The following is a 24,724-nucleotide window of genomic DNA, read 5'->3' on the forward strand; positions in this document are numbered from 1 at the left end:
AGCGCGTACTGGTCAGCCGACGTTGGTCGCGCCCGCGCCCGCGAGGTCGTCCGCGTGCAGCGTCGCGGCGCCCTCTTTGGTCTTGGCGGTCTTCTTGCCGCGGCTGAGCCTGCGCTCGACGTACACGGCGAGCCTGCCCAGCGCGTAGTTGACCAGGATGAAGATGACCGCGATCAACAGGTAGGTCTGGATCGGGTTGCCGAGGACCTGCACGATCTGGCCCGCGACGCGGACGGTCTCCTCGTAGCTGATGATGAAGCCCAGCGACGTGTCCTTGAGGACCACGACGAGCTGGCTGATCAGCGCGGGGAGCATCGCCCGGAACGCCTGCGGCAGCAGCACCAGTCGCAGCGTCTGGCCGCGGGTGAGGCCGAGGGACTCGGCGGCCTCCCGCTGGCCGCGCGGCAGCGAGTTGATGCCCGCGCGGACGATCTCGGCGATGACGACCGAGTTGTATAGCGTCAGGCCGATCACCAGGAACCACAGCGGTTCCACGTCCACACCGTACTCCGGCAGCACCCGGGCCACGAAGAAGATCATGATGACGACCGGGATTCCGCGCAGCAGCTCGATCAGGCCGACCACCGCCCACCGGTACGACCGCGCGGCGGTGACCCGGGTGACCGCCAGCAGCGTGCCGATGATCAGCGAGAACACCACGGCGAGCGCGGCGGCCACCAGCGTGGCGACCAAGGCCTCGCCAAGGCGCTGCCAGACCAGTTCGAAGTCCTTGTCGCTGGGGTCGAACAGCGGACTCCACTTGGTTTCGTCGAACTGGTCTTGCTTGTCCAACTGGCGGTAGACGATGTATCCGACCGCGAGCAGGCCGACCGCCGCGAGGACGCTGAAGAACAGTACCCGGCGTTTGGCCTTGGGCCCGGGGGTGTCGTAGAGGACCGACGTGCTCATCGGGCGATCGCCACCTTCCGCTCCAGCCAGCCGAGGAACAGCCCGCCGGGGATCGTGATCAGCAAGTAGGCGATGACGACACCGGTCAGCACCGGCAGGGCGGCCTCACCGCGGGCGCTGGTCAGCGTGTCCGACACGGCGAACAGCTCCCCGCCGACGCCGAACGCGCCGACGATGGCCGAGTTCTTGATCATCGCGATGATGACGCTGCCCAGCGGCGGCACGACCGTGCGCAGCGCCTGCGGCAGGATCACGCTGGAGAGTGACTGGCTGAACGTCAGCCCGACCGCTCGCGCCGCCTCAGCCTGTCCGGCGGGCACCGAGTTGATACCGCTGCGCACCGCCTCGCAGACGAACGCCGAGGTGTAGAGCACCAGACCCGTCACGCCGAACCAGAAGTAGGCGCCGTTGATGCCCAGTTCCGGCAGACCGAAGGCGCAGAAGAACAGCACCACGGTCAGCGGGCAGTTGCGGAAGACGTTGACCCACGACGTGCCGATCCAGCGCAGCGGCGGGACCGGCGACACCCGGAACGCGGCCATGACCGTGCCCAGCACCAGCGAACCCGCCATGGCGTAGGCACAGATCAGCAGCGTTTTGAAGAACCCGTCTCGGTAGAGCGCGAAGTTGTCGAAGATGGCGTTCACAGGGACTCCCGTTTGTGGCTCGGGGCGCCTGCTGTGCGCAGGCGCCCCGAGCGCGGGTCAGTCGACTAGCTGCAGGCGGCCGTGGTCGGCAGCTTCGGGGTGTCCGGCGAGACCTTGCCCGCGGTGTCCTTCCACGCCTTCTCGTACGCGGCGGCGTTGTCGGTCAGGGTCTTGTTGATGAACTCGCAGAACTTGACGTCGGCCTTCTTGACGCCGATGCCGTACGGCTCCTTGGTGAAGGGCTTGCCGACGAGCTTGAACTCGCCCTTCGAGGCGTCGATGAGACCGAGCAGGATGACGTTGTCGGTGGTGACGGCCTGCACCTGGCCGGTGCGCAGCGCGTCAGCGCACTTGGAGTACACGTCGAACAGCACGATGTTCGCGGCGTCGACGTAGGTCTTGATCTTCTCGGCCGGGGTGGAGCCGGTGACCGAGCAGACCTTGGCGTTGGCGCCCTTGAGCGAGTCCGGCCCGGTGATCGCCGAGTCGTCCTTCTTGACCATCAGGTCCTGGCCCGCCTCGTAGTACGGGCCGGCGAAGCTGATGCGCTCCTTGCGCTTGTCGTTGATCGTGTAGGTGGCCACGACGAAGTCGACCTTGCCCTGCTCGATGACCTCTTCGCGGACCTTCGACGGGGTCTCGATGAACTCGACCTTGTCGGCGCTGATGCCGAGCTTGGACGCGATCAGCTTCGCGATCTCGACGTCGAAGCCCGCGGGCTTGCCGTCGAGGCCCTTCAAACCGAACAGCGGCTGGTCGAACTTCGTGCCGACCTTGACCGCGCCCGCCTTCTGCAGCTTCTCCATCGTCGTGCCCGCTTCGAACTTCGCCGCGGTCTCGACGGGCGGGTTCGTGCCCGTCCCGGTGTCGGACTTACCGCACGCGGTCATCGAGAGTGCGAGAGCGGCGGTCACGGTGCCAACCACAAGGCCCCGGAATCGCATGTCGTGCTCCTTCGGTTTTCGATTCGGCCGCTGTCCAGCCGAACACTCGGGGGACTACCTAGTGCGTGAGGATCTTGCCAAGGAAATCCTTCGCCCGCCCGGATTTGGGGGCGGTGAAGAACTCGTCGGGGGTGGAGTCCTCAACGACCTCGCCGTCGGACATGAAGATCACCCGATGGGCTGCCCTGCGGGCGAAGCCCATCTCGTGGGTGACCACCAGCATCGTCATGCCCTCGCCCGCCAGTGAGGTCATCACGTCGAGCACCTCCTGGACCATCTCAGGGTCCAGGGCGGAGGTCGGCTCGTCGAAGAGCATGACCTTGGGCTTCATCGCCAGCGCGCGGGCGATCGCCGCGCGCTGCTGCTGGCCGCCGGAGAGCTGGGCGGGGTACTTGTCGGCCTGGTCGGCGATCCCGACCCGTTCGAGCAGCTCCATCGCGGTCTTGCGGGCCACCTCGGCGGGCTGCTTGCGCACCTTGATGGGGGCGAGGGTGACGTTCTCGGCGATCGTCTTGTGGGCGAAGAGGTTGAACGACTGGAACACCATGCCGACCTCGGCGCGCAGCTGCGCGAGCTGCTTGCCCTCCGCGGGCAGCACCCGGCCGTCGACCTCGATGACGCCCGAGTTGATGGGTTCGAGCCGGTTGATGGCCCGGCAGAGCGTCGACTTGCCCGACCCCGACGGCCCGAGAACGACCACGACCTGGCCTTGGGGCACCTCGAGGTTGATGTCCTTGAGGACGTGCAACGTCCCGAAGTACTTGTCGACCCCCTCCATCCGGATCATCGCTGGGGCGGGGTTCGAGGCGGTCATTGAGTCCTCCACGAGCGCGTTCGTGTGACAGTGCGGTGGTCGGCGGGCACGCGATGGCGGGAAACCTACTCCGGCGCACGTCGATGTCGATGCCGCTTGAGCAACACTTAGGGTCTCAACTCTGTCACACAGGCGCCTGCTGAACCGGAGGACACGCGTGCGAGTGCTGCTCGTGGAAGACGACGACCGGGTCGCCGAGGCGCTGATCCCGGCCCTGGTGCGCCGCGGCCTGACGATCAAGCGCCTCGCCGGGGGCACCGGCGTGCTCGACATCGTGCCCGAGGTCGACGTGGTCCTGCTCGACCTGGGCCTGCCGGACATGGATGGGATCGTCCTCTGTCGACAGATCCGCGCCGCCAGCGACGTCGCGGTCATCGTGGTGTCCGCCCGCGGCGAGATCGACGACCGCATCCTTGGCTTGCGCGCGGGCGCCGACGACTACCTGGTGAAGCCCTACGACGTCGACGAGCTGGTGGCCCGCGTGCACGCGGTGCGCAGGCGCAAGTCACCGGTGCCCGGTGCGCCCGGCCTGGCCGGTGTCACCGAGGTGGGTGACGTGCGGGTCGACCTGGATCGCCATGAGGTCACTGTGGACGGAGCCGCGGTCGCGTTGTCCCGCAAGGAGTTCCATGTCCTGGCCCTGATCGTGGGCGCGCAGGGCTCAGTGTGCACGCGCGAGCAGATCCTGGCCGAGGTGTGGGGCCGGGCGGGCTCGGCGGAGAACCGTTCGCTCGACGTGCACGTGGCCACGCTGCGCACCAAACTCGGCAGGCCCGCGCTGATCGAGACGGTTCGCGGGGTCGGGTACCGCCTGGCCAACCAACCAGGCAAACTCACCTAGCGACCTGGGGAGGTAGTTCGTGCGGACGCGGTTGTTGGGCATGGTGTGGTTTCTGGTCGCGCTCCTGGTGTTCGGCCTCGGCGTGCCGCTGGCGCTGTCGGTGGCGGGCGCTGAGCAGCAGCGACTGTTCCTCGACCGGCTGACCGACACGACCCGGTTCGCCTCGCTGGCGCAGCGCCCGCTCACCGACGCCCGGCCGGAGTCACTGCGCGAGGAACTTCAGCGCTATGCCGAGCTCTACGGCATCAGCGTGGTCATCGTCGACAGGGACAGCAATCCGGCGGTCAGCTCCGCCAGCGCCGGGAGTTCGATGCCCGTCGACCTGGCCGACCCCAAGGTGCGGGAGCGGATCGATGCCGCGCTGGCGGGCAGGCGCCCGGAGGCGGGGGCCTTGCTGCTGCCGTGGGACGCTGAGCCGCTGGTGCTCGCCGGGCCGGTCCTCGTCGACGGCGAGGTGCGCGGCGCTGTGGTCTCGGTGTCGCCGACCGATCGCAGCCGGTCACGGATGCTGTGGTGGTGGTTGCTCATCGCCGCGGGCGGGGTGCTCGCCTTCGGACTGGCGCTCATGCTGGCTGTGCCGGTCATCCAGTGGATCCTGCGACCGGTCCGCAGGCTCGACGAGGCCACCGGGTCGTTGGTGGCCGCCGTGGTCAGCGGGCGCGAGGCCGAGCGCGTCGGCGGCACCCATGGGCCACCTGAGCTGCGCAAACTCGGGACTTCCTTCGACCGGATGGCGGCCAGCGTCGGCGACACCCTCGCCGCCCAGCGCGCCTTCGTCGCCGACGCGTCCCACCAGCTGCGCAACCCACTGACGGCGCTCAAGCTGCGACTGGTGAACCTCGAAGGCCACGTCGACGCCGAGGCCGAGACCCACCGGGTCGCCGCGTCGGCCGAGGCCGACCGGCTCAACCAGATCCTCGACGAGCTGCTGTCGATGGCCAGGGCCGAGAGCGCGGGTGGCGAACTGGTGCCCACCGACATCGACACCGTGGTCGCCGAGCGGGTCGCCGACTGGCGGGTGGTCGCGGTGTCCAGGGACATCGCGCTGAACCGCGTCGGCGCGGCGGGCGACACATGGGCCATGTCCCCACCGCGCGGGGTCGACGGCATCCTCGACGCGCTGTTGGACAACGCGCTGAAGTTCACCGGGGCGGGCAGCGCGGTCGAGGTGACCGTCGACCTGGTCGGCGACCGGGTCCGGCTGGCCGTGCGCGACCACGGGCCCGGGCTCAAGGCCGACGAACTGGAGCGGGCCACCGACCGCTTCTGGCGCAGCCACAGCCACCAGAACGTGCCTGGGTCCGGCCTCGGCCTGGCGATCGTGAGCCGGATCGTGGCCAAGGCGAGCGGCGAGTTGCGGCTCGACCTGCCCGAGGGCGGCGGCCTGCGGGTGACCGTCGATCTGCCTGCCGATCGACTCGGGACACTAGGTCAGGGTTTGCGGTCGCGGAAGTAGCGGGCCGCGCCGGGGTGCAGCGGGATCGGGTCGGTCTCGATGGCGGAGTGGATGTCGATGGACAACGCCGCGCGGTTGGCCTTGATCAGCTCCGCGTGCGAGTCGAACAGTCCGCCGATCAGTGCCTCGGCGATGGCGTCCGGCATCGCGTCGGTGACCAGCAGGAAGTTCGGCACGGCCAGGGTCGTCACTGGTCCGCCCGCCAGGTTGTAGGTCGTCACGGGGATCGACGCGGTGTTGTAGACCGGGTACTGGTTGCGCATCGCGGGCAACTCGTCGGTGAGGTCGAGCAGCCGCAGCGGCACGACGGCGGCGAGCCCGGTGATGGGCCTGGTCGGCAGGCCGCCGGACCAGAAGAACGCGTCGACCTCGCCACGCTTGAACGCGTTGATCGAATCCGTGAGGTTGAGGTTGTGCTTGGTCAGCACGCCAGGGGCGGACAGGCCGGAGATGTCGAGCAGCCGGTTCGCGATGAAGGCCACGCCCGACTCGGGCGAGCCGATCGCGACGTTGGTGCCGCGCAGACCCGCCAGGCTCCGGATCGGGCCGTCGCCGCGCACCACGACGTGGAGGTAGTCGTCGTAGATGCGCGCGAGCGCGCGCGGATGACGCGTGCCGGTGGTGGGCCGTGCGGCCACGTCGGCGGCGCTGAAGGCGATGTCGGCGTCGCCCGCGCACAGCTTGCGCAGGTTGTCCGGCGACCCGCCGGTCTCCAGCACATCGGGCCGATCGATGCCGAGCTGTGCCTGCCACGAGCCCGCCAGCGACACCGACAATGTGTGGTAGACGCCGTCCTTCACCCCGGCGGCGATGCGCAGCCGCACACCCGTGAACTCACTGTCGCATCCGGTGACCAGACCCGCGACGCTGAGCAGCGCGAGGAGGATGCCGCCGAGCCGGGTCCGTGCCATGCGCCGATCGTGCCAGAAGCCTGCTTTCGGCGGGACGCTGACGGCCGCGTACCCTCGGACAGCGAGATGAGCGCGCGCACCTACCAAGTACGCACCTACGGGTGCCAGATGAACGTCCACGATTCCGAACGGCTGTCCGGGTTGTTGGAGGACGCAGGCTACGTCGCCGTCGACGGTGGCCAGGTGGCCGATGTCGTCGTCTTCAACACATGCGCGGTCCGCGAGAACGCGGACAACAAGCTGTACGGCAACCTGAGCCACCTTGCGCCGGTCAAGACCGCCAACCCCGACATGCAGATCGCCGTCGGCGGCTGCCTGGCGCAGAAGGACCGCGGCGAGATCGTCCGCAAGGCGCCCTGGGTCGATGTCGTCTTCGGCACCCACAACATCGGCTCGCTGCCCGCCCTGCTCGACCGCGCCCGGCACAACCAGCGCGCCGAGGTGGAGATCCTGGAGTCGCTGGAGGTCTTCCCCTCCACGCTGCCCGCCCGGCGCGACTCCGCGCACTCCGGCTGGGTGTCGATCTCGGTGGGCTGCAACAACACCTGCACGTTCTGCATCGTCCCGTCGCTGCGCGGCACCGAGCGCGACCGCAGGCCCGGCGACGTCCTGGCCGAGGTCAAGGCGCTCGTCGCCGAGGGCGTGCTCGAGGTGACGCTGCTGGGCCAGAACGTGAACTCCTACGGCGTCGAGTTCGGCGACCGCTTCGCCTTCGGCAAGCTGCTGCGCGCCTGCGGCGAGATCGACGGCCTGGAGCGGGTGCGGTTCACCTCGCCGCACCCCAAGGACTTCACCGACGACGTCATCGCCGCCATGGCCGAGACGCCCAACGTCTGCCACCAGCTGCACATGCCGCTGCAGTCGGGCTCGGACAAGATGCTGCGCGAGATGCGCCGCTCGTACCGGTCGGCGCGCTACCTCTCGATCATCGAGAAGGTCCGCGCGGCCATGCCGGACGCGGCGATCACCACCGACATCATCGTCGGTTTCCCCGGCGAGACCGAAGCGGACTTCCAGGCCACTCTCGACGTGGTCGGCCAGTCCCGCTTCGCCAGCGCGTTCACCTTCCAGTACTCCAAGCGCCCCGGCACGCCTGCGGCGACGATGGCCGACCAGGTGCCAAAGCAGGTCGTCCAGGAGCGCTACGACCGCCTGCTGGAGGTGCAGGAGGCGATCTCCTGGGACCTCAACAAGGAACTGGTCGGCCGTCCGGTCGAGGTCGTCGTGGCCGCGGGGGAGGGGCGCAAGGACGCCGACACCCGCCGCATGAGCGGCCGCGCGCGCGACAACCGCCTGGTGCACTTCTCGCCCGCCGGGGCCGACCCGCGGCCGGGCGACGTGGTCGAGACCGTGATCACCTACGCCGCGCCGCACCACCTCGTCGCCGACGGCCCGGTCCTGTCCCACCGCCGCACCCGCGCGGGGGACAACCACGAGGCGGGCCTCCGGCCGAAGACCTCTGGGGTCGGCCTCGGCCTGCCCGCCTTCGGTGTCCCCGCCCCGCTGCCCGAGTCGACAGGCTGCGCCACCTCATGACCGAAGACGACGAGACCGGCCTGCGTCGCGAGATCGACGCCGTCGAACGCAAGATGTCCCGCACGGTCGACCTCGGCGCGCGTGCGGTGGTCATCTCCGTGGCGGTGTTCGTGCTGATCATCGGCTACCTGCTGCCGTGGATGGGCTCGGCGTCGGGCTGGGAAGTCCTGCTGCACCAAGGCGACGCGGCGGGCAAGGCGGGTATGGTCCCGCGACTGTTCGCGGCTACGTCGCTGGCCTTCGGCGTGGGCGCCTCGGCCCTGGCGCTGATCACCCGCCGCTGGGGGTTGACCTGGGTCTGCGCGCTCGGCTCATGGTTCGCCTCGGTCGACGGCCTGCTCGCGATCTGGACCCGCCAGTCGAGCGCGGGCCTTGCCTCGCCGGGCCCAGGGATCGGGCTGATCATCAGCGAGATCGCGATGGTGACCCTCGGCGTCCTCTGGTTCCGGACTGCCTGGTCACGCGATTAGACCGAGTCCCACCAGGTTTGGTCCAGTTCGCCGCCTGCGACGAAGACGGCGGGGCCGGTGAGGGTGCTGGAGTCCTCGGTGATCGTCACATGGACGGTTCCGCCGGGGATGTGGACGGTCAGCGCGCCCTCGCCGCCTAGCGCGGCGGCTGCGGCGGCGACCGTGCCGGTGCCGCAGGAACGGGTCTCGCCGACGCCGCGTTCGTGCACCCGCATGCGGATCTCGCCCGGCGCCTGGCGGGTGATGAACTCGAGATTCACGCCGTGGGGGAAGACAGCCCTGTCGAACCCTGGCTGCTTGGTCAGGTCGAGGGAGTCGAGGTCGACGCCGTCGAGGACGCAGGCCAGGTGTGGGTTGCCGACGTCGATCCCGGTGCCGGTGAACGACTGGCCCGCGACCGTGGTGGTCGATTCGCCCAGCCTGCGGACCGGTCCCATGTCGACGGTGACCGCGCCGTCGGGTCGCACCACGACCGGGCGCAGACCCGCGCGGGTGCCGATGGGGAAGTCCGTGGCATCGACCAGGCCCGCGTCGAGCAGGTAGCGGGCGAACACACGGACCCCGTTGCCGCACATCTCCGCGATCGAGCCGTCGGCGTTGCGGTAATCCATGAACCAGACGTCGCCGTCGATGTCCGCGGGCGCGTCCGGCAGGGCCTTGGTGCGCACGACTCGCAGGACGCCGTCGGCGCCGAGACCGCGCTGACGGTCGCAGAGGGCCTGGACCCGGCTGTCAGTCAGGTCCAGGTCGCCGTCGGGGTCGGGCAGCACGACGAAGTCGTTCTGCGTGCCATGCCCCTTGAGAAACGCGATCGCCACGGTCCCAAGGCTACCGGTCGAGCAGCGCCGCCGCGGCGTCGACCAGGTCGGTCCGGGCGGCGTCGAGCCAGGTCACGCGCTTGTCGCGGCGGAACCACGACCGCTGCCTACGGACGAACCGGCGGGTCGCCCGCGCGGTCTCGGCCGCGGCGGCATCAAGGTCGTGGTCGCCGTCGAACGCGGTGAGCACCTGCTGGTAGCCCAGCGCGCGGGAGGCCGTGCGGCCCTCCCGCAGGCCCTGGTTCTCCAGGTCGCGGACCTCGTCGGCCAAGCCCGCGGTGAACATCCGGGCCACCCGCAGATCCACCCGCTCGTCGAGCGCGGCCGGGTCGCGGTCGAGCCCGATGAGGATCATGCCGAAGCGGGCCGGGCCTGGTTTGGGCATCGTCGCCGAGAACGGCCTGCCGGTCAGCTCGATGACCTCCAGCGCCCGCACGATCCGCCTGCCGTTGGTGGGCAGGATCGACTCGGCCGCGACGGGGTCGGCGGCCTGAAGGCGGGTGTAGAGCCGGGTCGGGCCGTGGCGGTCGAGTTCGGACTCCAGGTTCAGCCGGATGTCGGGGTCCGTGCCGGGGAAGTCGAGGTCATCGATGACCGCTTGGACATACAGACCGGACCCTCCCACGAGGACGGGCACCCGGTCGCGGCTGATGAGGTCCTCGATGGTCGCCCTCGCCTGCCGCTGGTACGCGGCGACCGAGGCGGTCTCCCGCACGTCGAGCACGTCGAGCTGGTGGTGGGGGATGCCTCGGCGTTCCTCGGCGGTGATCTTGGCGGTGCCGATGTCCATCCCCCGGTAGAGCTGCATCGCGTCGGCGTTGATCACCTCCCCACCCAGCCGCTCGGCGATCGCGACGCCCAGGTCGGACTTCCCGGTGGCCGTCGGCCCGACGACGGCGACGGCCCGTGTCACGCCGGGTCCCAGACAGCGAAGTGATAGGCCACGCCGAACGGGATCAGCAGGCTCGACTCGACGCACCGCCACGCCCGCCCGTCAGCCGCGATCGCACCGGCCAACACCTGCCATGGGGCCCGACCGACCGCGCCCAGTTCGCCGGCCACCTCTGGATCCAGCGCGCCGAGAGCATCGAGATCCACCTGGGCGAACGCGTCGGCGACAGTGTTGTCGAACGCTTCCGCACGGGGGTCCGGCCTGCCGACCGCCCGTTCGCCGTGGCGGTGCGATCCGTCGCCGAGCACCAGCAATGCGGTGTCGGTGAGGTGAGCGCCCAGCTCCAGGCAGTCCGCGGGCGAGAGGTCGGCCGGGACCAGGTTGACCGTGACCTCCTCAGCGCCCACCTGCTCCCGCAGCCACCCCGCCACCAAGGCGGGCAGCGGCATGTCCGGGTCGGCGGCCTCGTCGGCGGCGTCCGGCCCCAACTCGACCCGCACATCGACGCCGAATCCCCGGAACGTGCCCGCACGGCCCGTGACGGCCGGACCCACCCCCACCACCGTCCACCGTCGCGCGACCTGGGTCAGCTCCTTGGCCACGGCCAAGGCCGTCGCCCGAACGACCGCCACGTCGGCGTCATCCCCGACGACAAGCTCGGGGACCAGCAAAGGGGGATGGGGGAGCACGGCAACACGGGAGATCACGCGGTCGAGATTACTGTCCGTCGAACAAACTTGCCGTTGGCGGCCCACGAACGGCCGAGTTTGCGGCACCATGATGACCATTGCGGCCCTCGGAGTACCGACGCGGCGCTTGACCTGTTTGAATGCGCGCGGGTAAAGCCGCACGGCCCGAGGCCGTACGCACAGTGCTGGGCCCCGCCGCGAGCGGGGCGCCCGTGGGAACACGGGCAACGCAGGCGGGAGGAGCCGGCCATGACGGACAGGGACATGAGCGCCGAGACGGTGACGGAGCAGGAAAACGGCGTGGTGCATGCCGCGGAGACCGGGACAACGGGAGTTCCGCCCGCCCCCACCTCCCCCGGAGCCGCGGGAGAAGCCCCGACGGCGGCCCCTACCACCCCGGCCGCCACGCCCGCCGAACCGATCGCCGCCACCCCGGTAACTCAGCCCACCGAGGCGGCCCCCGCCGAAGCGGAGGCCACGGCCGTCGAGCCGATCGTCGCGACCCCGGACACTCAGCTCACGGAGGCCGCGCCCGCCGAGCCGATCGCCGCGACCCCGGACACTCAGCTCATGGAGGCCGCGCTCGCCGAGCCGATCGCCGCGGCCCCGGACACCGAGCCCGCTGAAGCGGCCACCGCCCCCACGGAGGCTGTCGCAGCCCCCACGGAGCCCGAGTCCGATGAGGCGGCCACGCCGTCGGCCGAGTCCGCTGAGGCGTCCGCGACCCAGGACAGCGAGCCCACCGCGACCGCCGCCCCGGCGGCTGAGCACGCCGAGGTCGTGACCGCCGCGCCTGAAGCCGAGCCTGCCGAGGATGTGACCGCCGCGCCGGAGGTCGAGCCCGCCGAGGCGATCGCCGCCGAGCCCACCCCGGCCACCGCCGAGCAGGCCGCTAGCCCCGAGGCAGGCACGTCGGGCGCCGTTGAGTCCGCACCGGCCGAGCCGGCCTCGGCCGAGGCAGGCGTGTCCGAGGTCGATGCGGGCGAGAGCGCCGACGCGTCGGGTGCCGAGGTCGTCGCGGACGATGACGCGGGCCAAGCCGAAGCAGGCGACTCGGCGAAAGCCGCGCAGGCGAGCGAGGCCTCGGCCGGAACCGTCGAGGTCCCCAAGCCCTCCCCGGTGAAGCCGTCCGTGCTGCCCACCGCCATCCCCAAGGCCACCCCCGCCCCGGCGTCCCCCGCGACGCCCGCGCCCGCGGCCGCCGCGCAGGCGCCCGCCGCCGCTGTTCCGGTGCCGGTGCCGATGGTGGACGCGCTTCCGCCGGTGGCGGTCGCGTCGGTGGACCCGGGCAAGTGGGGTCGGGTCGACGCTGACGGCACCGTCTACGTGCGCACCGCCGACGGCGAGCGCGCGGTCGGGTCGTGGCAGGCAGGTGAGCCCGCCGAAGGCCTGGCGCACTTCGCCCGGCGGTTCGATGACATTCGGACCGAGGTCGAGCTGTTGGAGACCCGGCTCGTGTCCGGGTCGGGCGACCCCAAGCACGCCGCGACCAACGCCAAGCACATCAAGGACAGCCTGGCCGAGGCGCACGTCGTGGGTGACCTCGTCGGCCTGGAGGCGCGGCTAGACCAGGTGATCGCCCACGCCGCGGTCGCGTTGGACCACGCCAAGCACGCGCGTGAGGAGGCCAGGGCCGGGTCGATCGCGCGCAAGCAGCAGCTGGTCGAGGAAGCCGAGGCGATGGCCGAGGAGTCGACGCAGTGGAAGGTCGCAGGCGACCGGCTGCGCACCATCCTCGACGAGTGGAAGACGATCAAGGGCGTCGACCGCAAGACCGACGAGCAGCTCTGGCGCCGCTTCTCCAAGGCCCGCGACACGTTCAACCGCCGCCGCGGCTCGCACTTCGCCGACCTCGACCGCCAGCGCGCGACCGCGAAGGGTCGCAAGCAGGAACTGGTCGACGAGGCCGAGCGGCTGTCCGAGTCGGACGACTGGGGTCCGACCGCGGGCCGCTACAAGGAACTGATGCTGGAGTGGAAGGCGGCGGGCCGCGCGCCCAAGGACGCCGACGACGCACTCTGGCAGCGTTTCCGTGCCGCGCAGGACAAGTTCTTCAGCAGGCGTTCCTCCGTGTTCGATGAGCGGGACGCCGAGTTCGCCGAGAACGCCAAGCTCAAGGAAGACCTCCTCGCCGAGGCCGAGAAGATCAACCCCCAGGGCGACCTCGACGCCGCCCGCGCGCACCTGCACAAGATCCAGGAGCGCTGGGAAGAGGTCGGCAAGGTCCCGCGCGAGCGCATCCGCGAACTCGAGGGCAGGCTCCGCGCCGTCGAGGAGAAGGTCCGCACCGCGTCTGACGCCCAGTGGCGCCGGACCGACCCCGAGGCCGAGGCCCGCGCCGCCCAGTTCCGCGAGCGGGTCGAGCAGTTCGAGGCCCAGGCCGCCAAGGCCCGCGCCGCGGGCGACAAGCGCCGCGCCGAACAGGCCGAGGCGCAGGCCGCCCAGTGGCGCGAGTGGCTCGCCGCCGCCGAGCAAGCGGTCGCGTCCCGCTAGTCCAGGTTCGGTTGAAGGCCATCGTCGGGAAATCCCCGGGGGTGGCCTTCACCCGTTTCTTGGCATGGTGTCCTTGGCGGCCTCCTTGCGGCGAGGAGCGTCGGTCTCAGTCAGTCGTCGCGGGCAGCGGGGAGGGCTCCGGGGCGGATGGGGCGTCTCGTAGGCCACGTAAAGGCGACAGGAGCACCCAGAGCGAGGAGACGGCCCAGCCCGCCACCGCGATCCAGAGGGTTTCGCGGACGCCGATGGTCGAGGCCAGGGTGCCGCCCAAGAGAGCGCCGAGGGGCATCGTTCCCCAGATGATGAAGCGAACGCTGGCGTTCATCCGGCCGAGCAGGTGGTCGGGGCAGATGGCCTGGCGAAAGCTGACCTGGGCGATGTTGTAGATCACCACGGCGAAGTTCACCACCAGGAAACCGACGACCAGCAACACCATCGGCCAACCAGGCCGTGCCAGCGGGATGAGCAGGCCGAACGGGGCACAGACCAGCGGGACGAGCCAGATCGCGCGGGCCGTGCCGATAGCCGAGTTCACCCGGGTCGCCGCGACAGCGCCGAGGATGGAGCCGACGCCCGCCAGCGCCGCGACCATCCCGATCTGTCCGGGGTTCAGGCCGATCGTCTTCGCCAGGAACAAGACGAACACGGCGGCCTCGACGCCGAAGAACAGGTTCCACGACGCCGTGCAGAGCGCGATCGGGCGTAAGTAGCGGTTGTGCAGGACGAACCGCAGACCTTCGAGGACCTCGGCGCGCAAGTCGCGCTCGGCCGGTCGGTCCGGGACTGGTTCGACGGCCTTGATTCGGCTGAGCATCAGGGCGGAGGCCAGGTAGCCGACTCCGGTGGCGAACATCGCGTTGGCGGCGCCGATCGCCTGGCTCAGCGCCCCGCCCACCGCGGGGCCACTCAACTGGGCGACTGACTGACTGGCCTGCAGCTTGGCGTTGCCGTCGACGAGCCGATCGCGACCGACGAGGGACGGGAGATAGGCCTGGTAGCCGATATCGAAGAACACCGTGCAGGCCCCGACCAGCAGGGCCACGACGACGAGTTGGCTCAAGGTGAGCCAGCCGAGCCACCCCGCTAACGGCACCGTGAGCAGCAGGGCGGCTCTGGCCAGGTCCATGCGGACCATCAGTGGCTTGCGGCGGACCCTGTCGACCCAGGCACCCGCTGGAAGGCCGATGACCAGGAACGCGGCGGTCTCGGCCGCGGTCAGCACGCCGAGTTGGAACGGCGAGGCGTTGAGCACCGCGATCGCGAGCAGTGGGAGCACGATGTGGCCGATGTTGGTGCCGAACTGGGCGATCGTGTCGCCGATCCAGAGGCGGCGGAAGTCGGGGTGGGTGTGCAGCGCGGTGGTCATGGTTCGAGAGTGCCCGAGTGATTGGAAACCGTCAATCAGTTGTCCACAGGCGGTGATCTAGGCTTGCGCCGTGACCGTGAAGCGGGACGCCACCCCGATCGAGCTCGAAGCCTTGGGCTCGGCGATCCGGCTGCGCATCATCCGCCTTGCCTATCAGCGGCCACTGACGAACAAGGAGATAGCCGAGCGGTTGGACAAAGATCCGGCCACCACCCTGCACCACGTGCGCAAGCTCGTCGCGGCCGGATTTCTCGAGGCCCTGCCGGTGCGGCGGGGCAATCGCGGCGCCAAGGAGATCCCGTATCGGGCGACCGGTGTGTCCTGGGGGTTGAGGTTCCGCGGCGACGAGCGGGTCGACCTGGCGCAGGCCATGCTGCAGGCCTATCTGGGCGAGGTTTCCGACGCGGGCCTGGGCAAACTCCAGCAGACCCGGCTGGTCGTCCAGGTCGATGAAGCGAGCAGGGCGGAGCTGATGGAGCGCATCGGCGCGGTGCTCGACGAGTACGTTCAGCGGCCCATCGAACCCGGTGCCGAGCGCACCGCCGTGTACGTCGCGTTCTACCCAGGGGAATAACCGGGTCGTATTGGTTGCTCAGACGTGCGACCATGGATTAGACGGAATCGACCGATTCCCCGCGACACGAAGGACGGGTTCACCAGGTGACAGAGGAATTCACTCAGCAGGAAATCAACGGCGCGGTGGCCGACCCGGCTGAGTTCTCCCTCGGTGACCTGGAGCGGGAAGAGCGGTCGTCGCTACGCCGAGTAGCCGGTCTGTCGACCGAACTCCAGGACATCACCGAGGTCGAATACCGGCAGCTGCGACTCGAACGGGTCGTCCTTGTCGGGGTCTGGACCGACGGCTCCGCCTTGGAATCCGAGGCATCGCTCGCGGAATTGGCCAGGCTGGCCGAAACCGCTGGATCCGAGGTGCTCGACGGCCTCGTCCAGCGCCGTGACAAGCCGGACTCGGCGACGTACATCGGCTCCGGCAAGGTCGCCGAACTGGGCGACATCGTGCGCGCGACCGGCGCGGACACGGTGATCTGCGACGGTGAGCTCTCGCCGAGCCAGCTGCAGCAGCTAGAGGCCAGGCTCAAGGTCAAAGTCATCGACCGCACCGCGTTGATCCTCGACATCTTCGCCCAGCACGCCCGGTCCCGAGAGGGCAAGTCCCAGGTCGAGCTCGCGCAGCTGCAGTACTTGCTGCCGCGCCTGCGAGGGTGGGGTGAGACGCTGTCCCGGCAGGCCGGTGGCCGTGCGGGTGGCGGCAACGGTGGTGTGGGTCTGCGTGGTCCCGGTGAGACCAAGCTCGAGACCGACCGGCGCCGGATCCGGGCCAAGATCTCCAAGCTGCGCAAGGAGATCAAGGCGATGAGCACGGTCCGCGACACCAAGCGCGGACGTCGGATGGCCAACGAGATCCCCAGCGTGGCGATCGCGGGCTACACGAACGCGGGCAAGTCGAGTCTCCTCAACGCGCTCACCGGCGCGGGAGTGCTCGTCGATGACTCGCTGTTCGCCACCCTCGACGCGACGACGCGGCGCACCGAGACCCCGGACGGCCACACCTACACGCTGACCGACACGGTCGGGTTCGTGCGGCACCTGCCGCACCAGCTCGTCGAGGCGTTCCGCACGACGCTGGACGAGGTGGCCGACGCCGACCTGGTCCTGCACGTGGTCGACGGCTCCGACCCGATGCCCGAGTGGCAGGTGACGGCCGTGCGCGAGGTGCTCAACGACATCGGCGAGCGGCGCGACCTGAAGATGCCGCCCGAGCTGGTGGTGGTCAACAAGGTCGACGCGACCAGCGAGTTCGCGATGGCCAGGCTGCGCCACCTGCTGCCCGGCGCGATGTTCGTCTCCGCGCACACCGGGGCCGGTATCGCCGAGCTGCGCGAGCGCGTCGCCGAGCTGCTGCCCAGGCCGAGCACGGAGATCGACGTGCTGGTGCCGTACGCGCGCGGCGAACTCGTGGCCAGAGTGCACCGCGAGGGTGATGTCCTGTTCGAGGACCACACCGAGGCGGGCACGCAGCTGCGGGCCAGGGTCAAGGCTGACCTGGCCGGGGTGCTCGAAGGGTTCGCCGTCAACGGCACCTCAGCCTGAGGGCACGACACGCACAGCGACGACGGCGGTCCGGACGAGACCGGGCCGCCGTCGCACGTCCGGGTGAACGCGGCGTGGTCGGAGACGTCTTAGCTGTTGTGTGCCTCCCGACGGCTACCGTGGGTGGGGGTTGTCGGCGACTGGGAGGTGCCTGTGCGGGTGTTGGTGACCGCTGCGATCGTGGCTGGTCTGCTGGGATGGGGACCGGCGGTCGCGTCGGCCCAACCGGCGCCCGCCGACGCGTGCGTCACCGCTGACAAACGGCTGGGTGAGCTCTCGGGGCTCGTCGCCGACGGGAAGCGCTGGTACGCGGTCAACGACGGCGGCACGAAGTCGACGGTCTACGTGCTCACCAAGGACTGCAAGGTCGAGAAGGTGATCAACGGCCCGACCGACCCGTTCGACGTCGAGGACCTCGCCCGCGCCGCCGACGGCACGTTCTGGCTGGCCGACACCGGCGACAACGACAAGAAGCGCGAGACCATCGCGCTGATCTCGCTCACCCCGGACGGCAAGACCAAGGTCCACCGGCTGACCTATCCCGACGGCGCCCACGACACCGAGGCCCTGATCCTCGACCGTTCGGGCACGCCGTACCTGCTCACCAAGAACCCGTTCGGCCGCGCCGACATCTACCGGCCGACCGCCGCGCTGACCAGCCCCGGCCCCACGACGCTGGAGAAGGTCGGCACCGTGCAGCTGACCAGCACGAACACCCAGGGCGGTCCGGTCAACCCGGCCATCGGCTCAGTGGTGGTGACCGGCGCGGCGTCCAACCCGGACGGCAGCGTCGTCGCCCTGCGCACCTACACCGACGCCTATCTGTACCCGGTACGTGACGGCGACCTGCTGGGTGCGTTCAAGTCCGAGCCGGTGCGGATCCCCTTGCCCAACGAGAAGCAGGGGGAGGCCATCGCGCTGGAACCGGACGGCACGCTGGTATCGGTGTCGGAGGGCGTCGGCGAGCCGGTGCGCACCGTGGCGGGCGCGGCCGCACTGGTGGCGCCGAAGCCCGACTCCGCTGACGGCACGCAGGCGAGCGGTCAGGCGGCGGCCGCGTCAGGCTCCGGCGACAGTGGACTGCCTGCGCTTCCCGCGATCGGGTTGACCGTGGTGGCGGTCGGCGGCGTACTGCTCTACATGCACCGCCGATCCGCCAAACGCGGGTAGTCAGAGTCGGCGCAGAACCGCGACGACCTTGCCCAGGATGGTGGCCTCGTCGCCGGGGATCGGCTCGTAGGCGTCGTTGTGCGGCAGCAGCCACACGTGTCCGTCGCGCAGCTTGAACGTCTTGACCGTCGCCTCGCCGTCGATCATCGCCGCCACGATCTCGCCGTTGTTCGCCGTCGGCTGCTGGCGGACCACGACCCAGTCGTCGTTGGCGATGGCGGCGTTGATCATCGAGTCGCCCGCGACCTTGAGCATGAACAGCGAACCCTCGCCGACCAGCTCCTTGGGCAGCGGGAAGACGTCCTCGACGGCCTGCTCGGCCAGGATCGGGCCACCGGCGGCGATGCGGCCGACCACCGGGACATACGTCGGCGTGGGCCCCTGGGCGGCCTGTTCGATGATCACCGGCGTGATCTGCTCGCCGCGCAGTTGCGCGGGCGTCGCGTCGGCCGGGAGCACGCCGATCGCCCGCGGGCGGTTCGGGTCGCGGCGCAGATAGCCCTTCTCCTCCAGCGCGCGCAGCTGGTAGGCCACCGATGACGTCGAAGTGAGGCCGACTGCCTCGCCGATCTCCCGCACGCTCGGCGGGTAGCCGAAGCGCTGCACCCAAGAGCGGATCACCTCGAGCACCTGGCGCTGCCGCAAGGGCAGCTCGGCACCGTCCGGGGTTTGGTCCAGCTCGGGGAAACTGCGCACGTTGCCCCCCGACAAGGGCTTCCGCTTCGGTGCCCCTGCGGGCTTGCGACCACTCGTGCCTGCCACTGCGCTGCCTCCCTGCGAAACCGGGACAGCGGCTCGTGTCCCGGTGGTGGATCGTCTTCGATCTTCTCCGACCTCGACGTTAGTCCGCCGACCTGGGCAGATCAAACACCTGTTCGAGCGACACGCCGATCGGGTATCGATTTTGTCGGTGCCTGGTGGTAGACATTCGCACGGGCGTTCGATCGAACGGCCGTTCGAGGAGGTTGCGATGGCGGCGACACTGGCATCCCGGTCCACCGGCTCGGCGACGAGCCGATCCGCGCACGTGGTGGCACCTCCGCTGCCCGTGGTGCGCCCGGCGCGGCCGATCGGCCAGGGCAGGCTCCGCCCCCCGACGCGCAGGCGCCGGGTCAACGTCGCGCATGTCGTCGCCGGGCCGGAATGCGCCCCGCGGCGCGCTCCGCTGCCGGTCGTCGTGCTGCTGGGCGTCGCGACGGTGGTGGCGCTGGCGTTCCTCGGCCTCGGTGCCTTCGCGGGGTCGATGGCGGGCGCCGACGTGCCGCGGACGACGACGGTCGTCCGGGTCGAACCAGGTGAGAGTCTGTCCGAGTTGGCCGCCAGGATGGCGCCGGACAGCGATGTGACCGCCGTCGTCGCCAAGATCCGCGAACTGAATGGTCTGACCGGTTCCATGGTGCGGGTCGGCCAACCGCTCACGGTGCCCTTCTCCCGCTGAACCCCGCGCGCGACGAGTGTCGCGTATCCCACACCTTCGCGTCTTCGCCCCGAGTCCCCGCACGCGGTTCGCGTGTGGGGACTTCGTTGTTCACCGGCTCGATCAGACGAGTTCACGAATCCACCGAACGGGTGAATAACTCGGCGCAGTGTGATGTTGGAACTACTGCACGTGGAACCGCCGACAGTAGGGGTGGCCGTCGCGTGTCGGAGTTGCATGATGTGGCGTCCAGGCATACGGTCGACCCCAACATCTAGTAGTTACGCCGTTGTAGTTCGTCCACAGGTTGGGGTGGGTTATCCACCCTTTATCCACAGATTGATCACCAGCCGTGGTCGTGGACGACCGTCAAGCGGCCACTCGGATGGTCGGAGCAGGAGAGGGAGGATGAGAGTTCATGCGATGCCCGTTCTGCCGCCACTCCGATTCCCGGGTCGTTGATTCGCGCGAGGTCGACGAGGGTCAGGTGATCCGCAGGCGTCGGTCGTGCGCGCAGTGCAGCCGCCGGTTCACCACGGTCGAGGAGGCGATCCTCGCGGTGGTGAAGCGGTCGGGCGTGACGGAGCCGTTCAGCCGGGACAAGGTCGTCACCGGTGTTCGGCGGGCCTGTCAGGGGCGGCCGGTCGACGAGGACCAGCTCCAGTTGCTCGCCCAGAAGGTCGAGGAGACGATCCGGGCCACCGGCGGCGCCGAGATCCCAAGCCACGAGGTCGGCCTGGCCATCCTCGGACCGCTGCGTGAGCTCGACGGCGTCGCCTATCTGCGCTTCGCCAGCGTCTACCGGTCGTTCTCCTCGGTCGAGGACTTCGAGAAGGAGATCGCCGACCTGCGCGCGGCGATGGCGGGTGAATCGACGCCCGATGAGCACTAGACGGCAATCTCGCGGACGCGGGAGCAGGCACCACCACCACAAACTCAGGCCGCATCGGACGGGGAGCCCGGACGTGGCCACACCAGTACAGGCCAGTGATGAGGAAGAGGGACTTGTCATGACCGAAACCGTGGGGACCCCCGCGGCGAGCGAGCACGCGGAGCGCAACGGCTCGCCGAAGCGCGGACTGCGGGTGGAGCGCGTCTACACCACCGAGGGGGTGCATCCCTACGACGAGGTCACCTGGGAGCACCGCGACGTGGTGATGACCAACTGGCGTGACGGGTCGGTGAACTTCGAGCAGCGCGGCGTCGAGTTCCCCGACTTCTGGTCGGTCAACGCCACCAACATCGTGACCAGCAAGTACTTCCGCGGCGCCGTGGGCACCGCGGTGCGCGAGCACTCGCTGCGCCAGCTCATCGACCGCGTGGTGAAGACCTACGTCGCGGCGGGGGTCAAGCACGGCTACTTCGCCACGTCGGCCGACTCCGAGGTCTTCGAGCACGAGCTGACCTGGATGCTGCTGCACCAGGTGTTCAGCTTCAACTCCCCGGTGTGGTTCAACGTCGGCACCAGTTCCCCGCAGCAGGTGTCAGCGTGTTTCATCCTGGCCGTCGACGACACGATGAACTCGATCCTCAACTGGTACAAGGAAGAGGGCCTGATCTTCAAGGGCGGGTCCGGCGCGGGTCTGAACCTCTCCCGCATCCGCTCGTCCAAGGAGCTGCTGTCCTCCGGCGGCACCGCGTCCGGCCCGGTGTCGTTCATGCGCGGCGCCGACGCGTCCGCGGGCACCATCAAGTCCGGCGGCGCCACCCGGCGCGCGGCGAAGATGGTCGTGCTCGACGTCGACCACCCCGACGTCGAGGAGTTCATCGAGACCAAGGCCCGTGAAGAGGCCAAGATCCGCGTGCTGCGCGACGCGGGCTTCGACATGGACCTTGGCGGCGCCGACATCACCTCGGTGCAGTACCAGAACGCGAACAACTCGATCCGCGTGTCCGACGAGTTCATGCACGCCGTGGAGTCCGACGGGGAGTTCGGCCTCCGTTCGCGGACCAGCGGCGAGATCATCGAGAACGTCGGGGCCAAGTCCCTGTTCCGCAAGCTCGCGCAGGCCGCGTGGGAGTGCGCCGACCCGGGCATCCAGTACGACGACACGATCAACGCGTGGCACACCTGCCCGGAGTCGGGCCGCATCACCGCGTCCAACCCGTGCAGTGAGTACATGCACCTGGACAACTCCAGCTGCAACCTCGCCTCGCTCAACCTGATGAAGTTCCTCGGCGACGACGGCACCTTCGACGCGGAGACCTTCGCCAAGGCCGTCGAGATCGTCATCACCGCGATGGACATATCGATCTGCTTCGCCGACTTCCCGATCGAGCCGATCGCCGACACCACCCGCAAGTTCCGGCAGCTGGGCATCGGCTACGCCAACATCGGCGCGCTGCTGATGGCGACCGGCCACGCCTACGACTCCGAGGGCGGCCGGGCGCTGGCCGCGGCCATCACCTCGCTGATGACCGGCACCGCCTACCGCCGGTCCGCCGAGCTCGCGGGCGTCGTCGGTCCGTTCGAGGGCTACGCGCGCAACGCCGAGGCCCACCAGCGGGTCATGCGCAAGCACTCCGCGGCCAACGACCTGGTCCGCACCTACCACTCCACCGACGCCGCCGTGCAGCGCGTGGCGACTCGCGAGTGGCAGGCCGCGCTGGAGATCGGCGGGCGCCTTGGTTGGCGCAACGCCCAGGCGAGTGTGTTGGCCCCGACCGGCTGCTTGGTCGGTGACACAGTCGTCACGACGGATCGTGGGCTGGCCAGGCTGTCTGAGCTGGGCGAGCTGTACGGCGACAAGTGGCAGGACATCGAACTCACGGTCAGCACCGACGAGGGGCCGAAGCGCGCCACGAAGTTCTTCGTCAACGGCGAAGAACCGACCCGGCGAATCGTGACCGATGGCGGCTACACCATTCAGGGGACGCTGGCCCACCGGGTGAAGGTCGTGGACGCCGAAACCGGGGCCTGGGAATGGAAGCGACTGGCCGATATCCAGGCCGACGACGTGGTTCCGCTGCAGTTGGGCGGATTGGTCGGCGATCCGCGCCAGGTACCGCTGCCAGTGCTCGACCAGGCGTACTACGCCGGTGATCGGGACATCCAGGTGCCTGAGGTCATCGATGAGGACCTGGCTGAGCTGGTCGGCTACTTCATGGGCGACGGCAGTATGCACAGCAAGGGCATCAGGCTGTGTGTCGCCGACACCGACCTCGACGTGGTGGAGCGGCTGCGCATCCTGGGCAAGCAGTTGTTCGGGCTGGAGGTGGTCGTCAACCAGGCAGATGGGTATCAGGAGGTCGTCCTTCAGTCGGTGCGGCTGGCCCGCTGGTGGTCCGCCGCCGGGTTCGCCAAGGACCTGCCCGGAGTCGACCACACCGGCAAGGGGTGGACGCCTCGGGTGCCCGCCGCCATCCGCGAGACCAACAACGCCGCGATCTACGGCGCGTTCCTGCGGGGGCTGTTTGAGGCCGACGGCACCGTGACCGAGGGCGTGCCAAGCTTGAGCACCGCTTCGGCGCTGTTCGCTGAGGATGTGCGCGGCCTGCTGCTGGCACTGCGGCTGGCGAGCACCACTCGCGAGACGACCAGCGGTTGGGGCGGTCCGGTGCACCAGGTTCGGCTGCGCAATGTCGATCACGCGTTGGCATTCGATGAGGTTGTGGGCTTCCTCGGAGAGCGCAAGGCGAAGCTCGTGGTCGCCTTGGAGCCGCGCCACTCGGCCAAGCGCGACCTCGTTCACCTACCGCGCGCCGTGTGGGATGAGCTGGTTCCTGCTGGTCACGATAGTCGGGACGCGATCTCGCAGTCTCTGCGGAAGACCGGCGGCGTGCCTCGGATGCGGGCGCATCAGCTATTCCAGGAGACCCGGGACGCCCGACTTGGTCACGCGTTGGACTATCTGTTCGAGCCGGTCTCGGCCAACGAGGACGGCGGCGTGCAGCCGACCTACGACCTGTCAGTGCCGGACAACGTCACCTACGTCGCCAACGGGTTCGTCAGCCACAACACCATCGGCCTGATGATGGACTGCGACACCACCGGCATCGAGCCCGACCTGGCGCTGGTCAAGTTCAAGAAGCTGGTCGGCGGCGGCTCCATGCAGATCGTCAACCAGACGGTGCCGCGCGCGCTCAGCTCCCTGGGCTACCAGGACGAGCAGGTCGAGGCCATTGTCGAGTACATCTCCGAGCAAGGCCACGTCGTCGACGCCCCTGGCCTGCGCAAGGAGCACTACGAGGTCTTCGACTGCGCCATGGGCGAGCGCTCCATCGCGCCGATGGGCCACGTGCGGATGATGGCGGCCGTGCAGCCGTTCATCTCCGGCGCGATCTCCAAGACGGTCAACATGCCGGAGGCGGCCACCGTCGAGGATGTCGAGGAGATCTACTTCCAGGGCTGGAAGCTGGGCCTGAAGGCACTGGCCATCTACCGCGACAACTGCAAGGTCGGCCAGCCGCTGTCGGCGGGCAAGGGCGCCAACAACGGCTCGACCGCGGCCGCGGAGCCCGAGAAGGTCATCGAGTACCGCCCGGTCCGCAAGCGCCTGCCGAAGAAGCGCCCGTCCCAGACGGTGTCGTTCACCGTCGGCGGCGCCGAGGGCTACCTGCACGCCGGTTCGTACCCGGACGACGGCCTCGGCGAGATCTTCGTCAAGCTCGGCAAGCAGGGCTCGACCCTGGCCGGTGTCATGGACGCGTTCTCCATGTCGATCTCGGTGGGTCTGCAGTACGGGATCCCGCTGGAGTTCTACGTCTCGAAGTTCCAGAACCTGCGCTTCGAGCCCGCGGGCATGACCGACGACCCGGACGTGCGCATAGCCACGAGCGTCCTGGACTACCTGTTCCGCAGGCTGGCCTTGGACTATCTGCCCTACGAGAAGCGCGCCCAACTGGGCGTCTTCACCGCCGACGAGCGTTCGGCCCAGGTCGCGTCCGACTACAGTGGACAGTCGGATGTGGACCTGGAGGGCCTGCGCACTACGGTCGACGCGAGCCCGCGGGCGACGATCGAGGCCGCTGCGGAGGAGAAGCCGGAGGCACACAGCTCGACGGAACTGCTGGAACTGCACCTCGGCAAGGTGGCGGACGCACCGCTGTGCATGACGTGCGGCACGAAGATGCGACCGGCGGGCTCTTGCTATCTGTGTGAGGGCTGCGGGTCGACGTCCGGCTGCAGCTGAGTTCGGGGCGCCTCGCTGGGCGAGTTATCGCTGATCAGAGGAGCTGGGGTGCCGATTGGCGCCCCAGCTCCTCGACGTCTGTTCTCGATCGGACGGGGACACAGGAG

Annotated in this window: 21 protein-coding genes; 11 read left to right on the plus strand and 10 right to left on the minus strand. The window is 69.4% G+C overall.

Going from position 1 to position 24,724, the window contains the following annotated elements; translation table 11 throughout:
- Positions 1-12: 12 nt before the first annotated feature.
- From BN1701_RS03675 to BN1701_RS03690, 4 genes are all read right to left on the minus strand, one after another.
- Positions 13-909 carry an amino acid ABC transporter permease gene (locus BN1701_RS03675; RefSeq protein ID WP_054045483.1) on the minus strand — a complete coding sequence of 299 codons (897 nt, stop codon included), beginning with the start codon at positions 907-909 and terminating at the stop codon, positions 13-15.
- The gene (locus BN1701_RS03680) at positions 906-1,556 is read right to left on the minus strand and encodes an amino acid ABC transporter permease (protein WP_054045485.1); all 651 of its coding nucleotides are present in this window, start codon (positions 1,554-1,556) and stop codon (positions 906-908) included. Before BN1701_RS03680 ends, BN1701_RS03675 begins: the two co-directional genes overlap by 4 nt.
- Positions 1,557-1,621: 65 nt before the next feature.
- Positions 1,622-2,500 (minus strand): glutamate ABC transporter substrate-binding protein, encoded by an 879-nt coding sequence (locus BN1701_RS03685; RefSeq protein ID WP_054045487.1) that lies wholly within the window; start codon positions 2,498-2,500, stop codon positions 1,622-1,624.
- 58 nt (positions 2,501-2,558) lie between these two features.
- Positions 2,559-3,287, minus strand: coding sequence for an amino acid ABC transporter ATP-binding protein (locus tag BN1701_RS03690; RefSeq protein WP_172803382.1), 729 nt, complete (start codon positions 3,285-3,287; stop codon positions 2,559-2,561).
- A gap of 184 nt (positions 3,288-3,471) precedes the next feature.
- Here BN1701_RS03690 and BN1701_RS03695 point away from each other — a divergent pair, with 184 nt between their 5' ends.
- Positions 3,472-4,155 carry a response regulator transcription factor gene (locus BN1701_RS03695; RefSeq protein WP_054045490.1) on the plus strand — a complete coding sequence of 228 codons (684 nt, stop codon included), beginning with the start codon at positions 3,472-3,474 and terminating at the stop codon, positions 4,153-4,155.
- A 19-nt stretch (positions 4,156-4,174) separates the two neighbouring features.
- Positions 4,175-5,611: a HAMP domain-containing sensor histidine kinase gene (locus tag BN1701_RS03700; protein ID WP_054045492.1), complete on the plus strand. Its 1,437-nt coding sequence runs from the start codon at positions 4,175-4,177 to the stop codon at positions 5,609-5,611.
- On the opposite strand, the gene BN1701_RS03705 is transcribed toward BN1701_RS03700, so the two are convergent.
- Positions 5,587-6,522 (minus strand): TAXI family TRAP transporter solute-binding subunit, encoded by a 936-nt coding sequence (locus BN1701_RS03705; protein ID WP_054045494.1) that lies wholly within the window; start codon positions 6,520-6,522, stop codon positions 5,587-5,589. The two genes, BN1701_RS03700 and BN1701_RS03705, sit on opposite strands and share 25 nt — an antisense overlap.
- A 66-nt stretch (positions 6,523-6,588) precedes the next feature.
- On the opposite strand from BN1701_RS03705, the gene miaB reads away from it, so the two are divergent.
- Together miaB and BN1701_RS03715 are read left to right on the plus strand one after the other, a co-directional pair.
- Complete coding sequence (miaB, locus tag BN1701_RS03710) at positions 6,589-8,058, plus strand: tRNA (N6-isopentenyl adenosine(37)-C2)-methylthiotransferase MiaB (RefSeq protein ID WP_054045496.1); 1,470 nt, start codon at positions 6,589-6,591, stop codon at positions 8,056-8,058.
- A complete protein-coding gene (locus BN1701_RS03715; protein WP_054045498.1) occupies positions 8,055-8,528 on the plus strand; it encodes a hypothetical protein in 474 nt (157 codons plus the stop codon). The genes miaB and BN1701_RS03715 overlap by 4 nt, the downstream gene beginning before the upstream one ends.
- On the opposite strand, the gene dapF is transcribed toward BN1701_RS03715, so the two are convergent.
- Genes dapF through BN1701_RS03730 form a run of 3 tightly spaced genes read right to left on the minus strand, consistent with a single transcriptional unit; the run spans position 8,525 to position 10,945 of the window.
- The gene (dapF, locus tag BN1701_RS03720) at positions 8,525-9,346 is read right to left on the minus strand and encodes a diaminopimelate epimerase (protein WP_082859637.1); all 822 of its coding nucleotides are present in this window, start codon (positions 9,344-9,346) and stop codon (positions 8,525-8,527) included. The genes BN1701_RS03715 and dapF overlap by 4 nt on opposite strands.
- Positions 9,347-9,356: 10 nt before the next feature.
- On the minus strand, positions 9,357-10,259 hold the full coding sequence (gene miaA, locus BN1701_RS03725) for a tRNA (adenosine(37)-N6)-dimethylallyltransferase MiaA (RefSeq protein WP_054045500.1): 903 nt from the start codon (positions 10,257-10,259) through the stop codon (positions 9,357-9,359).
- Positions 10,256-10,945 carry an aromatic ring-opening dioxygenase LigB gene (locus BN1701_RS03730; protein ID WP_054045501.1) on the minus strand — a complete coding sequence of 230 codons (690 nt, stop codon included), beginning with the start codon at positions 10,943-10,945 and terminating at the stop codon, positions 10,256-10,258. Before BN1701_RS03730 ends, miaA begins: the two co-directional genes overlap by 4 nt.
- Before the next feature lie 1,224 nt (positions 10,946-12,169).
- Here BN1701_RS03730 and BN1701_RS03735 point away from each other — a divergent pair.
- Positions 12,170-13,420, plus strand: a complete 1,251-nt coding sequence (locus BN1701_RS03735) for a DUF349 domain-containing protein (protein WP_082860254.1) — start codon at positions 12,170-12,172, stop codon at positions 13,418-13,420.
- 106 nt (positions 13,421-13,526) lie between these two features.
- Here the strand turns inward: BN1701_RS03735 and BN1701_RS03740 are convergent, their stop codons facing one another.
- Positions 13,527-14,786, minus strand: coding sequence for an MFS transporter (locus BN1701_RS03740; RefSeq protein ID WP_054045504.1), 1,260 nt, complete (start codon positions 14,784-14,786; stop codon positions 13,527-13,529).
- A 70-nt stretch (positions 14,787-14,856) separates the two neighbouring features.
- Between BN1701_RS03740 and BN1701_RS03745 the strand changes: the two genes are divergently transcribed.
- From BN1701_RS03745 to BN1701_RS03755, 3 genes are all read left to right on the plus strand, one after another.
- A complete protein-coding gene (locus tag BN1701_RS03745; protein ID WP_054045506.1) occupies positions 14,857-15,360 on the plus strand; it encodes a transcriptional regulator in 504 nt (167 codons plus the stop codon).
- An 86-nt stretch (positions 15,361-15,446) separates the two neighbouring features.
- Positions 15,447-16,898: a GTPase HflX gene (gene hflX, locus BN1701_RS03750; RefSeq protein WP_054045507.1), complete on the plus strand. Its 1,452-nt coding sequence runs from the start codon at positions 15,447-15,449 to the stop codon at positions 16,896-16,898.
- 153 nt (positions 16,899-17,051) lie between these two features.
- Positions 17,052-18,068, plus strand: a complete 1,017-nt coding sequence (locus BN1701_RS03755; protein WP_054045510.1) for a hypothetical protein — start codon at positions 17,052-17,054, stop codon at positions 18,066-18,068.
- Here the strand turns inward: BN1701_RS03755 and lexA are convergent, their stop codons facing one another.
- On the minus strand, positions 18,069-18,830 hold the full coding sequence (gene lexA / locus BN1701_RS03760) for a transcriptional repressor LexA (protein WP_082859638.1): 762 nt from the start codon (positions 18,828-18,830) through the stop codon (positions 18,069-18,071). It lies immediately after the preceding gene.
- A 208-nt stretch (positions 18,831-19,038) separates the two neighbouring features.
- Between lexA and BN1701_RS36725 the strand changes: the two genes are divergently transcribed.
- From BN1701_RS36725 to BN1701_RS37080, 3 genes are all read left to right on the plus strand, one after another.
- Positions 19,039-19,506 (plus strand): LysM peptidoglycan-binding domain-containing protein, encoded by a 468-nt coding sequence (locus BN1701_RS36725; protein ID WP_054045514.1) that lies wholly within the window; start codon positions 19,039-19,041, stop codon positions 19,504-19,506.
- 397 nt (positions 19,507-19,903) lie between these two features.
- Positions 19,904-20,377 (plus strand): transcriptional regulator NrdR, encoded by a 474-nt coding sequence (nrdR, locus tag BN1701_RS03770; RefSeq protein WP_054045516.1) that lies wholly within the window; start codon positions 19,904-19,906, stop codon positions 20,375-20,377.
- Between the two features lie 118 nt (positions 20,378-20,495).
- Positions 20,496-24,617 carry a vitamin B12-dependent ribonucleotide reductase gene (locus tag BN1701_RS37080; protein WP_054045518.1) on the plus strand — a complete coding sequence of 1,374 codons (4,122 nt, stop codon included), beginning with the start codon at positions 20,496-20,498 and terminating at the stop codon, positions 24,615-24,617.
- The last annotated feature ends 107 nt before the right edge of the window (positions 24,618-24,724 follow it).

The sequence above is a fragment of the Alloactinosynnema sp. L-07 genome (genome assembly GCF_900070365.1).
GTDB lineage: Bacteria > Actinomycetota > Actinomycetes > Mycobacteriales > Pseudonocardiaceae > Actinokineospora.